Source organism: Pseudomonas sp. R4-35-07 (assembly GCF_003852235.1).
Lineage (GTDB): Bacteria > Pseudomonadota > Gammaproteobacteria > Pseudomonadales > Pseudomonadaceae > Aquipseudomonas.
This window is the reverse complement of the sequence record NZ_CP027732.1, coordinates 5,579,324-5,592,029: the sequence shown is the minus strand read 5'-3', so window position 1 is coordinate 5,592,029 and position 12,706 is coordinate 5,579,324. Positions and strand designations below refer to the sequence as shown.

The window sequence follows — 12,706 nt, the reverse complement described above, 5'->3', positions numbered from 1 at the left end:
GGTAGGATGTACGCCTATTTTACGGGTGGCATGGTTAATGAAATTCAAGGATCTTCGGGATTTCGTGCAGCAACTTGAGCAGCGCGGAGAGTTGAAACGTATCCAGATGCCGATTTCACCGGTACTGGAAATGACTGAGATTTGCGACCGCACCTTGCGCAACAAGGGCCCGGCGCTGCTGTTCGAGAACCCGACCGGCTTTGACATCCCGGTGCTCGGCAACCTGTTCGGCACCCCCGAACGCGTCGCCTTTGGCATGGGCGCCGAGGCGGTCAGCGAGCTGCGCGAGATCGGCAAGCTGCTGGCCTTCCTCAAGGAGCCCGAGCCGCCCAAAGGCTTGAAGGACGCCTGGTCGAAGCTGCCGATCTTTCGCAAGATCATTGCCATGGCGCCGAAGGTGGTCAAGGACGCGGTGTGCCAGGAAGTAATCATCGAAGGCGATGACGTCGACTTGGCCATGCTCCCGGTGCAGACCTGCTGGCCCGGCGATGTCGGCCCGCTGATCACCTGGGGCCTGACTGTCACCAAGGGCCCGAACAAGGACCGCCAGAACCTCGGCATCTACCGTCAGCAAGTGATCGGCCGCAATAAAGTGATTATGCGCTGGCTGAGCCACCGTGGCGGCGCCCTGGACTTTCGCGAGTGGTGTGAAAAGCATCCGGGCCAGCCGTTCCCGGTGTCCGTGGCCCTCGGCGCCGACCCTGCCACCATCCTGGGCGCCGTGACGCCAGTGCCGGACAGCCTGTCCGAATACGCCTTTGCCGGCCTGCTGCGCGGCAACCGCACCGAATTGGTGAAGTGCCGTGGTAATGACCTGCAAGTGCCAGCCACCGCCGAAATCATCCTCGAGGGTGTGATTCACCCCGGTGAGATGGCCGATGAAGGGCCTTACGGTGACCACACGGGTTATTACAACGAAGTCGACAGCTTTCCGGTGTTCACCGTCGAGCGCATCACCCATCGGATCAAACCGATCTACCACAGCACCTATACCGGCCGGCCACCAGACGAGCCGGCCATTCTCGGCGTGGCGCTGAACGAAGTGTTCGTGCCTATCCTGCAAAAGCAGTTTCCGGAAATCACCGACTTCTACCTGCCGCCGGAAGGTTGCTCGTACCGCATGGCCATCGTCACCATGAAGAAGTCGTATCCGGGCCATGCCAAGCGGGTAATGCTGGGCGTGTGGTCGTTTTTACGACAATTCATGTACACCAAGTTCGTTATCGTCACCGACGACGACATCAATGCCCGCGACTGGAATGACGTGATCTGGGCCATTACCACGCGCATGGACCCCAAGCGCGACACGGTAATGATCGACAACACGCCAATCGATTACCTCGATTTTGCCTCGCCGGTGTCGGGCCTTGGATCGAAAATGGGCCTGGATGCCACTCACAAATGGCCGGGTGAAACCACCCGCGAGTGGGGCCGGGTGATCGTCAAGGATGACGCAGTGACTGCTCGCGTCGATGCAATCTGGAAAGAATTGGGAATAGATTGATGCGTGTAACCTTGCAACCTTCCGGCGCGGTCCTGGAACTGGACCCTGGCGAACGAATTCTCGACGGCGCGCGCCGCCTGGGCTACGAATGCCCGCAGGCCTGTCGCAACGGCGTCTGCCACGTGTGCGCGGCGCTGCTGGTGGAGGGCCGGGTGCAGCAGGCGGGAGAGGTGCGTGACCATGGTGAGTTCTACACCTGCATCGCCGAGCCGTTGGAAGATTGTATTGTCTTGTGGGATGGCGTGCTGGCACCGGGAGAGCTGCCGTTGCGCAAGTTGTCGTGCCAATTGAGCGAATGCGTGGAAGTCGGCGGCGATGTATGGCGCGTGCGCCTGCGCGCTCCGGCGGGCAAGGCCGTGCGCTACCACGCCGGGCAATACCTGATGATCGAACGTGAGAACGGCGAGAAGTCGGCGTTTTCCCTGGCCTCGGCGCCTCACTGTGGACGCGAGCTGGAACTGCACGTACTGGCCCGCGAAGACAGCGCACGCAACCTGCTGGACCAGCTCCAGCGCAATCAGATGGCCCGCATCGAACTGCCGTTCGGTGACACTCACCTGGCCCAGTTGCCGGACGGGCCGCTGGTGCTGATCGCCGCTGGCACCGGCATGGCTCAGATGCACAGCCTGATCGAGCATTGCCGGGCTTCGGGCTTCAAGCACCCGGTGCACCTGTACTGGGGCGTGCGCCGCCCAGAAGACTTCTACGAGATCGAGCACTGGGATCAGTGGCGGCAACTGCCCAACCTGTTCCTGCACAAAGTCGTCAGTGACCTGTGCGGTTGGGAAGGACGTTGCGGGTTGCTGCATGAAGCCGTGTGCGAAGACATTGCCGACCTTAAGGCCGTGCATGTGTACGCCAGTGGATCACCGGCGATGATCTACGGCACGCTGGATGCATTGGTCGACGCCGGTATGGATGCGCACCAGATGCGCGCTGACGTGTTTGCCTACGCTCCGAGGCCTTGAGCAAATCACACCATCAGGGTAAACAGCCGATCAACCTGTGGGAGTGGGCTTGCCCGCGATTGCAATGGATCGGTTTACAAATAGGTCGACTGACACAGCGCATTCGTGAGCAAACCAGCGCGCATGGCCCTTGCCCGCTCAGAATCGTAACCCCGTCGTCACCATTGCCGCATTGAACCCCAGCAGCACCACTTCCGCCGCCACTGGCCCGTAATACGCGCCCAAGGACGGAATGATCACTGGCGCCACGCCGTAACGGTTCAGTGGGATCTTGTCGCGGTATTTGCCGCGATAACCTTGGATCGCTCCGCCCGTGACCTTCAGGTACACCGGGTACTCAGCCATGTCATAGCGCTTGCCCGCATAGGCGTAGTACGAACGCTGGCGGAATGAGTTGCGAAACGTCGCCCCGCCATACACGGAACCAGAAGCGTCGTTGCGCTCCAGGCCGATCAGGTCCTGGTTATTGTTGTGCTCCAGGTCCGGCGCGAAATGCCGGGTATAGACGCTGGTCTGGGCGTACCAAAAGCCTTTGTCGTCCTCGGCAGCCAACCTTTCGCCAGCCAATGCCGTGCTGGCTTGGGCGAGGAGTAACAGGCCAGGCAATCGAAATTTCTTCATGGGGGGCGACCTCGATAGTCGGTGTAAAGGGCGGCTAAGTGGGTCGTTCTGTGCGCGCCATATTGACGGCTTGGCGTATTCCCAGGCTGAACCGGGGCTGAAAGTAGCGGATTGTTGCCCTCAATCCTGACAAGTGGACCTGCTTGCTTATGCTTTCGCTTATTCTTTAAAGGTATTTAATTTGTTACATAAATATCATTAAGCTATATCTCAACGGACTACCGATCTTCTGTCAATCACCAACACATTGACCGCCACCGCCCGCCAGCCGGACCGATCGTACGAATTCAGAGCAGTGAAGTTCTGATTCCTGATTCAAGGGGAGCGGTATGGGGAGTTACAAGAAACACGCGCTGTACTCAGCGATTTTGTCGGCCAATTTGCTGACCGCTGTGGGGTTCAATCCCGTCCTGGCAGACGAAACGCCTGCCGCCGAAGCGCCCAGGCTCGACGCTGTGATCGTTACCGGTACCCGCGCTCAGGAGCGCACTGCCAGCGCTTCGTTGTCGCCTATCGACGTGATCTCCGGCGAAACCCTGCGCAGCACCGGCTCCGACGAATTGGGCGCCGTGTTGGCGCGCCTGATTCCATCGATCAACTTTCCCCGGCCAAGCCTGGTCGATGGCGCCGAACTGGTGCGCCCGGCGCAGTTGCGCGGCCTGTCGCCGGACCAGGTGCTGGTGCTGGTTAACGGCAAGCGCCGTCACACCAGTGCCTTCGTCAATCTCGGCGGAGCGGTGGGCCGTGGTTCTGCACCGGCAGACTTGAACGCGATCCCGCTCTCGGCAGTCGACCACATCGAAGTGCTGCGTGATGGCGCCTCTGCACGTTACGGCTCCGATGCGATCGCCGGGGTGATCAACGTGATCCTCAAGCATGCCGACCATGGCGGCTCCGTCTCCACCAAGTTCGGTGAATACAAGAAGGGCGACGGAATCCAGCGCACTGTCAGTGGCAACACCGGCCTCGCATTGGGCGACAATGGCTTTATCAACCTCTCGGCCGAAGGCGCCGACAACGATTACACCAATCGCGCAGGTAATGATTACCGCCCCGGCAGCATCGGCTCTACCACCTACGGTCAGCGTGTGTTCCGTCAGGGCGAGCCTGCCACCAATGAAGGCAAGTTCCAGTTCAACGCCGAATATGCCTTCAACGATGCGGCCGAGTTCTACACCTTCGGCGGCTACAGCAAGCGGCGTGGCGAAACGGCAGCGTTCTATCGGGCGAGCAATGCGTCCAACAATATTGCGGCGCTCAACCCTAACGGCTACCTGCCGCTGATCAAGGGTAACCTGGAAGACACCTCACTGGTGGCCGGTTTGCGTGGTCTGCTGGCTTACGACTGGCACTACGATTTGTCGGCCAACTACGGCAAGAACCAGTATGAACTGGGCACTGAAACCATCAATACGTCCCTGGGCCTGGGCACGCCGCGCAAATTCAACAACGGCACCTTGAGCAACGATCAGAAGCAAGTCAGCCTGGACCTGTCCCGGGAGTTTGACCTGGGCTTTCTGCCGTACCCGGTTTCCGTGGCGTTTGGCGGTGAATACCTGCATCAGAGCTATCAAATCGAAGCAGGGGAGCCCGCGTCCTACTACCAGACCGGCAGCTCGGGCCTCGGCGGCTTCCGCGATGCGGATGCGGGCACCAGCACCCGGCATAACTGGGCGCAATATCTGGACCTGGAAACCAACTTCACCGAAAAACTCAGCGCCTCGGCTGCCGTGCGCCATGAGGACTACAGCGATTTTGGCTCCAATTTCAGCGGTTCGCTGTCGGCCCGTTATGACTTCACCCCGCAAGTGGCGTTGCGCGGCAGCATTTCCAACGGCTTTCGCGCGCCGTCCCTGGCTCAGCAGAATTTCGCCTATACCTCGTCGCAGTTGATCGGCAACACGATCCAGGAGGCCGGCACGTTCCCGGCTAACAGCCAGGTGGCGCGACTGCTCGGCGCCGAAGACCTCAAGGCCGAGAAGTCACGCAACTACAGCCTTGGCCTGGTGCTGGAGCCTGCCGACGACCTGACGGTGACGCTGGATGTGTATCGCATCGACATACGTGACCGCATCAGCCTGTCGTCCAACCTCGCGCTCAACCCGGCGACGGTTGCCTACCTGCAAGCCAACGGGGTCGGCAATATCAACTACACCACCGCGCGTTACTTCACCAATGCCACCGACACCAGCACCGACGGCATCGACCTGGTGGCCAACTATCGCTATCAGTTCGATAACGGTATCCGCTGGAACAGCACCGTGGGCTACAACTACAACCACACCAAAGTCACCGACGTGAAAGCCAACCCGGCGGTCCTCGACAGTCTGGGCGCCAACCTGGTGCGGGTGGACCGTCGCGAGCGCATCGGTTTGCTCGGTGACACCACCCCCCAGCACAAGCTGAGCCTGGGCAACGATTTCACCTTCGGCCAGTGGGCGCTGCACAGCAACCTGGTGCGCTATGGTGAGTTCACCAGCTACCAGGCGGACAAGGTCAACGACCAGACCTTCAAGGCGGCCTGGGTGCTCGACCTGTCGGCGGATTACAAATTGAAGAACTGGACTTTCACCCTTGGTGGCGACAACGTCACCGACAAATACCCCGAGAAGGTCAATGCCTACGCCAGCAGTGGTGGCAATCTCGCCTACAGCACTTTTTCGCCGTACGGTTACAGCGGCGCGTTTTATTACGGTAAAGTCGCTTACAACTGGTAATACATAGGAGGCGCATCGCTTTTCGCCATGACCGCCATTGAAACCGATCTTTTGCAGTTGGCTTACCCTCCGCGGCTCGACTTGGGGCCGCAACTCACTCACGAACAATTGATGAGCTCAATGCAGGCCACCATGGCTCGGCACAAGGGTGGGCCGGTCTGGCTATTTGCATATGGTTCGCTGATCTGGCGCCCGGAATGTTCATCCACCGAGCGGGTGCGAGCGCGGGTCCATGGTTATCATCGGGGCTTGTACTTGTGGTCCCACGAGCACCGGGGCACGCCGGAGTTGCCGGGCTTGGTGTTCGGGCTGGATCGAGGCGGCTCGTGCAGCGGGTTTGCTTACCGCTTGCCGGAAGATCAGTTGGAGGCTTCGCTTTATGCGTTGTGGCAACGCGAGATGCCTTACCCGTCCTATCGACCGCACTGGCTCAGTTGCCGGCTGGAAGATGGCAGCCAGGTACAGGCGTTGGGGTTTGTGCTTGAGCGGCACTTGCCCAGCTATGCCGGCAACTTGCCCGATATTGTGCTCAATCATGTGCTGCAAAGCGCTTGCGGGCGTTACGGCACCACTCGTGATTATGTCGAGCAGACCGTGAACGCCCTGCGTAGCCACGCCATGCCAGATAAAAACCTGGAGGCGCGGCTCAAGCGTTGTGCAAAGGATTGCTCAGGCGGTTAACGCGCCGAGCTGACGCTGTTGGTGTGCCACAGCGTTGGGATCAGGAAGGCAATCGCCAAGACGCATGCGCCGATCAGCAGCACGAAACCACCGTCCCAGCCGAAGTGGTCCACGGTGTAGCCCATCGCCGCACTCGCGGCCACCGAACCGCCCAGGTAGCCGAACAGGCCGGTGAAACCCGCAGCCGTACCGGCGGCTTTCTTCGGTGCCAGTTCCAGCGCCTGCAGGCCGATCAGCATCACCGGGCCGTAGATCAGGAAGCCGATGGAAACCAGAGCGATCATGTCGACCGTAGGATTGCCCGGCGGGTTAAGCCAGTAAACCAGGGTCGCCACGGTCACCAGCGCCATGAACACGATGCCGGTCAGGCCGCGATTGCCACGGAAGATCTTGTCCGACATCCAGCCACACAGCAGCGTGCCCGGGATACCGGCCCACTCGTAGAAGAAATACGCCCACGACGACTTGTCGACTGTGAAATGCTTGGCTTCTTTCAAGTAGGTCGGCGCCCAGTCCAGTACGCCGTAGCGCAGCAAGTAGACGAACACGTTGGCGAACGCGATGTACCACAGCATTTTGTTGCGCAGCACGTACTTGACGAAGATTTCCTTGGCGCTGAATTCGTCTTCGTGGCTGGCGTCGTAGCCTTCCGGGTAGTCGTTCTTGTACTTTTCGATAGGCGGCAAGCCGACCGATTGCGGGGTGTCACGCATGGTGATGAAGGCAAACGCCGCCACTGCCAGCGCCACCGTGGCCGGCACGTAAAATGCCGCATGCCAGTCGTTGAACCAGGCCATGCCCAACAGGAACAGCGGGCCGATCAGGCCGCCGCCGACGTTGTGCGCCACGTTCCACACCGATACCACGCCGCCGCGTTCCTTCTGCGACCACCAGTGCACCATGGTCCGCCCACTCGGTGGCCAGCCCATGCCCTGGGCCCAACCGTTGATGAACAGCAAAATGAACATCATGGTCACGCTGGACGTTGCCCACGGCGCGAAACCGAAAATGAACATCACCCCGGCTGAAACCAGCAGGCCGAAGGGCAGGAAGTAGCGCGGGTTGGAGCGGTCGGACACCAAGCCCATGAGGAACTTGGACAGGCCGTAGGCAATCGCGATGGCCGACATCGCCAGGCCCAGTTCACCACGGGTGTAACCCTCGTCGATCAGGTAGGGCATGGCCAGGGAGAAGTTTTTGCGCAGCAGGTAGTAGCCGGCGTAACCGATGAAAATACCGGCGAAGATCTGCCAGCGCAGCCGTCGGTAGGTTGTGTCTATTTTTTCTTCAGGCAGGGGCGCCTGATGTGCGGCAGGGCGAAAGAAAGCAAACATTCAAGAGCTCCAGATTTCTTGTTTTGACTGCGGATGCGAATGTTACAGTTTCGTTACCGAAAATAGCATCGCCTCTTATCTGCAAACACAGGAAATCAAAGCAATTGCATGTTCTCTTATGAACATGTCGCGAATAGATAAGTTGTGGTCGTAAGTGGATTCTGCAGGCGCTGGAGATCCAAATGTGGGAGGGGGCTTGCCCCCGATAGCGGTGGTTCAGTCAACATATGTGTCAACTGATCCACTGCAATCGGGGGCAAGCCCCCTCCCACATTTGACTGCATTTCACATTGGTCAGCGGGTTTGAACGACCACCTTGCCCACCGCCTTGCGTTGCCCCAGGTCGTTAATAGCCTGCGCAGCCTGCGCCAGCGGATACACCTGCGACACCAACGGCTTCAACTTGCCCTCGCCATACCAGGTGAACAGTTGCTGAAAATTCGCCGCATTGTCCTGTGGCTGACGCTGGGCAAACGAACCCCAGAACACCCCCACCACCGCCGCGCCCTTGAGCAGTGCCAGGTTCACCGGCAGTTCCGGGATGCGCCCGCTGGCAAAGCCCACCACCAACAAGCGGCCGTTCCAGGCGATCGAGCGGATGGCCTGGTCAAACAGGTCGCCACCCACGGGATCGTAGATCACATCGGCGCCGTTGCCACCGGTCAGGCGCTTGACCTCGTCCTTGAGGCTGGCTTCGCTGTAGTTGATCAGCTCATCGGCGCTGGCCGCCTTAGCCACCGCGAGCTTGTCGGCGCTGCTGGCGGCGGCGATCACCCGGGCGCCCATGGCCTTGCCGATTTCCACGGCGGCCAGGCCCACGCCACCGGAAGCGCCGAGCACCAACAGGGTTTCGCCGGGTTGCAGGTTGGCCCGCTGTTTCAGTGCGTGCATCGAGGTGCCGTAGGTCATGCTGAAGGCGGCGGCGGTGTTGAAGTCCATGCTCGGCGGGATCGGCAGCACGTTATAGCCCGGCACCGCGACCTGCTCGGCAAAGCTGCCCCAGCCGGTCAAGGCCATTACACGATCACCGACTTTCAAGTGACTGACCTTCTCCCCGACCTCACTCACCACGCCCGCCGCTTCGCCACCCGGCGAAAACGGGAAGGGCGGCTTGAACTGGTACTTGCCTTCGATAATCAGGGTGTCCGGGAAATTCACCCCGGCCGCGTGCACGTCCAGCAGGATTTCGTTCTGCTTGATCGCAGGGCTGGCGATCTCTTCCAGCACCAGGTTTTCGGCGGGGCCGAAGGCTTTGCACAGCACAGCTTTCATCGGACTATTCCTTTTGGCGTCGTGGCCGATAAGTGTAGGAGGGTACGCCCGTGGGTCAACGAGCATGCCCGCGCCTGATAAGCCCCCATAAGCTTGTGCTCAGCCTTGCTAGCGTTATGCTACCCGGCAACCGAATTCGAGGAATGAACTGTGAAAGCGTGGATCCTGTTGATGCTGGCCCTGACCTTGCCGATGGCGGCCCTGGCCGAAGAAGCCAAAGAGGGCGAGGCGCCGAAAGTCAGCTATATCAGCCTTACCCCGCCATTCGTGGGCAACTACGGGCTGGATGGCACGGCCAAGCTCAAGGTGTACAAGGCCGACATCGCCCTGCGCGTCACCGGTACCGAAGCCGCCGCAGCGGTCAAAGCCAACGATGCGTTGATTCGCAACCAGCTGGTGGCACTGTTTACCCAGCAGACCAACGAAGCCATGAGCAGCGTCGAAGGTAAGGAAAAGCTGCGTCAGGAAGCTCTTAAGCAAACCCAGCAAGTGATGAATGACGAGACGGGCAAGCCGATGGTGGAGGATTTGTTGTTCAATAACTTGATTATTCAGTAACTGCTGATTAACGAGCCTGCGGCTTGCGTGACAAGCCGCAGGCTCGTTGGTGTTTACAATTGAAGTAATTATTGGAAAACCACGAATCTCTTGTCGTATCTGGTTACCCCACATGGTTCAACATGGAAGTTGAATAAAAATGTAAAAATCATCCCCGGAGGATAATAGGGCCTCTCCATAGATGAAGGCCAATTAATCCATTGTCCACCCTGTATTGGATCTATCGCCAATATTGGACCGAACTCAACTTCGAATCTCTGGTTCTGCCCTTGGTTCGCACCGCTGAATCTATACCTTCGAGTTTTAAGGGTGAATACACTTCCAGAAGCAGCGTACTCAACCTCTATGTCGCCCTTGAATCCCCATGATGGATATTCTCCTGTTACGGTCATTATTCCCGTGGGGTTGTTTTTATCGATAGTGATGGTAGTAATATCGCCACATTCGGAGTGTTTGGATGTCGTTATGTCAGGCATGGCTATTCCCTGAAGTAATGAGTGTGACCAGTTGCTCAAGTTTTCGGTGGCAACCGTTACGCCAAAGTAAGCACTAAGGAGAAAGAGCCAGCTACTGTCATAAGTGACAGTTCTTTATGTTGTTTTTTCTGATTTCTTTTCTTTTTATAACCGAAGGGTCTTAGATGCTTGTCTCAAGAGCCAAGACTTCTCCTGAACCGCGACAGCGCCACCGCAAAAAAACAACAGTCAATCCCCGCGCCAGTAAGTCCGGTACATCACACATACCCTGCATCCCGGTCCAGTGGCATACTGCCGCCTGATAGCAACAGCATCGGAACAGTTAAAGCAGTCGAAGAATCGCAGCCCACTGCTCCGGCGTGACCGACATCACCGAAAGCCGGCTGCCCTTCTGCACCAGTGGCAACTCGGCGAGGGAGGCTTGCTGTTTCAGGTAGCCCAGGCCCAGTACTTTGGGAAACGTCTGGACGTGCGCCACATTGATAGCACTCCACGGATTTTTCTCCGCGCTGGCCTTGGCGTCGAAATAATGGCTGTCCGGTTCCAGCGCGGTGGGGTCGGGGTAGGCGGCCTGGATAATTTTGCCGATACCGGCAATACCCGGCTCCGGACAACTGGAGTGATAGAAGAAAAACTCATCGCACACCGCCATGGCGCGCAGGAAATTGCGCGCCTGGTAGTTGCGAACCCCGTCCCAGCGCGTGTTGCCGAGCTTTTCCAGGTCGTTGATGGAGAGCTCGTCGGGCTCGGATTTCATCAGCCAGTAGGCCATTTCGGGGCTCCTGAGAAAGGCATTGGGCAAGTTGTCGGGCAATGCCATGACAAACCGACAGTCGGTTGGCGTCAAGGTTTGCGTGTTGGTTCACGTTACCGCAGAATGCCGGCTTTTAAGCTTGGTACAGCCGCAACGGACTACTTTGGAACGTTGTTGTCATCGTGTACGAGGTGCCTGAAGGGGGGCAATCGATGCAACGTAAACCGGATTTACTATGGATTTTGGTAATTTTGTTTGGTCTGGGCGTCGTGACCACCGGGTATGCCCAGAGCCTGTGGTCGAACAAGACCGATGCGCCAGTTGAACTCTCGCCTGTGCAACAGCAATTCAAGCGTTAACACGGTTTTAAACGCGTCGCGGTTCCTGCGACGTTTCTGCGACAAACCATTGCTTATCGGTGACAGTGCCCGCCAGCGGCACGTCCCAGCTCGCCTGCGCCAGGCGATCGACTTGCTGACATTCATGGGCCAGCCCCAACAGCGTCGGCTTGCGCCAGTTTTTTCGCCTGGCAAGGTAGGCCAGGCTGCGGTCATAGAATCCGCCTCCCATGCCCAATCGCCCGCCCTCATTATCGAACCCCACCAGCGGCAGCAGCACCAGGTCCAGCGCCCACACCTTGCGTTGGCACCGGGCATTGGCCCGTGGCTCCAGAATGCGAAAGCGGTTGGGCAACAACTTATCCCCAGGCCGCACGCGTTGGAACACCATCTTGGTACGTGGCCACGCACTCAGTACGGGCAGGTAGGTGGCCTTACCCCGGCGCTGGGCAGCGCGCAGCAGCAGGCGCGGATCGATTTCGCCGTCCGTCGGTAAATATAAGGAAATATGTTTGGCCCTGCGAAACAGCGGGTGCTGTGCCAGTTGCCGATACAGGCCGCAGGCGGCCTGGCGCTGCTCGCGGGGCGTGAGGGCGCGGCGGGCGTTGCGCAACATGCGTCGAAGTTGCGGACGGGAAAGCGGCGCAGGTTGGGTCATGGCTTTTCGGCTCATAAAACAATGCCAGTCCTGGGACTGGCATTGAGTTTGGAAATTCAGGCTCCCCGACAGAACCGCTGTCGACTAAGCCCTTGAACCCGAAAGTTCAAGGTGGAAGAAGCAGTAGGCTTTAAGGCTTTCCGTCTAGCGGACATGCACACCAGCCCAACGTGCAACTTCCAGGGTAGTGCGAATCGGCTCCGGGACATCGCCGACTGGCAAGCACGCCAGGGAGTGGGGCGAGTATACCTTAAACAGACTCGGCAATCAGCCCTTGGGTGCGTCTGAATCGGTGGAAAGCACCAGATCAACGCGTTCGAGCAGGTCACGCACTTGCTCGCGGGTCGAGCCGCTGGCCTGCACGTCAGGGCGCTCCTGCTTATGCAGCAGGTCGTGGGTAATGTTCAGCGCGGCCATCACGGCGATGCGGTCGGCGCCGATCACTTTGCCGCTGCTGCGGATTTCGCGCATCTTGCCGTCCAGGTAGCGGGCAGCGCTCACCAGGTTGCTGCGCTCTTCCTGGGGGCAGATGATCGAATATTCTTTGTCGAGGATCTGCACGGTAACGCTATTGCTTGAACTCATGAGTCTTGCTCCAGGGCCTTCAGGCGCGAAATCATCGATTCGACCTTACGCCGGGCGATTTCGTTTTTTTCAATGAGGTGAGCGCGTTCCTCGCGCCAGGTTTTTTCCTGAGCTAGTAGGAGTCCGTTTTGACTCTTAAGTTGCTCGACCCGATCAATTAGCAGTTCGAGTCTGGCCATCAGCGCTTGCAGGTCGGTGTCTTCCATTGGGTTCCACTGGATTGTCTGATGAATGGCAACT

Annotated in this window: 14 protein-coding genes and 1 other RNA gene; 6 read left to right on the top strand and 9 right to left on the bottom strand. The window is 58.8% G+C overall.

What is annotated here, in order from left to right; all coding sequences use genetic code 11:
• Positions 1-37: 37 nt before the first annotated feature.
• Together ubiD and C4J89_RS25710 are read left to right on the top strand one after the other, a co-directional pair.
• Positions 38-1,504, top strand: coding sequence for a 4-hydroxy-3-polyprenylbenzoate decarboxylase (gene ubiD / locus C4J89_RS25715; RefSeq protein ID WP_124364907.1), 1,467 nt, complete (start codon positions 38-40; stop codon positions 1,502-1,504).
• A complete protein-coding gene (locus tag C4J89_RS25710; RefSeq protein WP_124364906.1) occupies positions 1,504-2,472 on the top strand; it encodes a CDP-6-deoxy-delta-3,4-glucoseen reductase in 969 nt (322 codons plus the stop codon). The genes ubiD and C4J89_RS25710 overlap by 1 nt, the downstream gene beginning before the upstream one ends.
• A gap of 138 nt (positions 2,473-2,610) precedes the next feature.
• Here C4J89_RS25710 and C4J89_RS25700 read toward each other — a convergent pair whose 3' ends face one another.
• Complete coding sequence (locus tag C4J89_RS25700; RefSeq protein ID WP_124415878.1) at positions 2,611-3,093, bottom strand: sn-glycerol-3-phosphate transporter; 483 nt, start codon at positions 3,091-3,093, stop codon at positions 2,611-2,613.
• 329 nt (positions 3,094-3,422) lie between these two features.
• Here C4J89_RS25700 and C4J89_RS25695 point away from each other — a divergent pair, with 329 nt between their 5' ends.
• Both C4J89_RS25695 and C4J89_RS25690 read left to right on the top strand, forming a co-directional pair.
• Positions 3,423-5,810, top strand: coding sequence for a TonB-dependent siderophore receptor (locus tag C4J89_RS25695; protein WP_124415877.1), 2,388 nt, complete (start codon positions 3,423-3,425; stop codon positions 5,808-5,810).
• 27 nt (positions 5,811-5,837) lie between these two features.
• Complete coding sequence (locus C4J89_RS25690; protein WP_124364902.1) at positions 5,838-6,491, top strand: gamma-glutamylcyclotransferase; 654 nt, start codon at positions 5,838-5,840, stop codon at positions 6,489-6,491.
• Here the strand turns inward: C4J89_RS25690 and glpT are convergent.
• Positions 6,488-7,825 (bottom strand): glycerol-3-phosphate transporter, encoded by a 1,338-nt coding sequence (gene glpT, locus C4J89_RS25685; RefSeq protein WP_124364901.1) that lies wholly within the window; start codon positions 7,823-7,825, stop codon positions 6,488-6,490. The genes C4J89_RS25690 and glpT overlap by 4 nt on opposite strands.
• Positions 7,826-8,119: 294 nt before the next feature.
• Positions 8,120-9,097, bottom strand: coding sequence for an NADPH:quinone oxidoreductase family protein (locus tag C4J89_RS25680; RefSeq protein WP_124415876.1), 978 nt, complete (start codon positions 9,095-9,097; stop codon positions 8,120-8,122).
• A 150-nt stretch (positions 9,098-9,247) separates the two neighbouring features.
• Here C4J89_RS25680 and C4J89_RS25675 point away from each other — a divergent pair, with 150 nt between their 5' ends.
• Entirely contained in the window at positions 9,248-9,655 is a 408-nt protein-coding gene (locus C4J89_RS25675) for a flagellar basal body-associated protein FliL (RefSeq protein ID WP_124415875.1), read from the top strand.
• Positions 9,656-9,723: 68 nt separating this feature from the next.
• Here C4J89_RS25675 and C4J89_RS25670 read toward each other — a convergent pair whose 3' ends face one another.
• Positions 9,724-10,131, bottom strand: coding sequence for a hypothetical protein (locus tag C4J89_RS25670; protein ID WP_124415874.1), 408 nt, complete (start codon positions 10,129-10,131; stop codon positions 9,724-9,726).
• Positions 10,132-10,453: 322 nt separating this feature from the next.
• Positions 10,454-10,903, bottom strand: coding sequence for an EVE domain-containing protein (locus C4J89_RS25665; RefSeq protein ID WP_124415873.1), 450 nt, complete (start codon positions 10,901-10,903; stop codon positions 10,454-10,456).
• A 194-nt stretch (positions 10,904-11,097) separates the two neighbouring features.
• Here C4J89_RS25665 and C4J89_RS26995 point away from each other — a divergent pair, with 194 nt between their 5' ends.
• Entirely contained in the window at positions 11,098-11,244 is a 147-nt protein-coding gene (locus C4J89_RS26995) for a hypothetical protein (protein ID WP_015886446.1), read from the top strand.
• Positions 11,245-11,251: 7 nt separating this feature from the next.
• Here C4J89_RS26995 and C4J89_RS25660 read toward each other — a convergent pair whose 3' ends face one another.
• The 4 genes from C4J89_RS25660 to C4J89_RS25645 all read right to left on the bottom strand — a co-directional run bounded on the left by C4J89_RS25660 (position 11,252) and on the right by C4J89_RS25645 (position 12,672).
• Positions 11,252-11,881, bottom strand: a complete 630-nt coding sequence (locus C4J89_RS25660) for a 5-formyltetrahydrofolate cyclo-ligase (RefSeq protein ID WP_124416071.1) — start codon at positions 11,879-11,881, stop codon at positions 11,252-11,254.
• A 58-nt stretch (positions 11,882-11,939) separates the two neighbouring features.
• Positions 11,940-12,118: non-coding RNA, 6S RNA (gene ssrS / locus C4J89_RS25655), on the bottom strand.
• 30 nt (positions 12,119-12,148) lie between these two features.
• Positions 12,149-12,466 (bottom strand): cell division protein ZapA, encoded by a 318-nt coding sequence (locus tag C4J89_RS25650; RefSeq protein WP_005792389.1) that lies wholly within the window; start codon positions 12,464-12,466, stop codon positions 12,149-12,151.
• Positions 12,463-12,672, bottom strand: coding sequence for a TIGR02449 family protein (locus C4J89_RS25645; protein WP_003177365.1), 210 nt, complete (start codon positions 12,670-12,672; stop codon positions 12,463-12,465). The genes C4J89_RS25650 and C4J89_RS25645 overlap by 4 nt, the downstream gene beginning before the upstream one ends.
• Positions 12,673-12,706 lie beyond the last annotated feature (34 nt).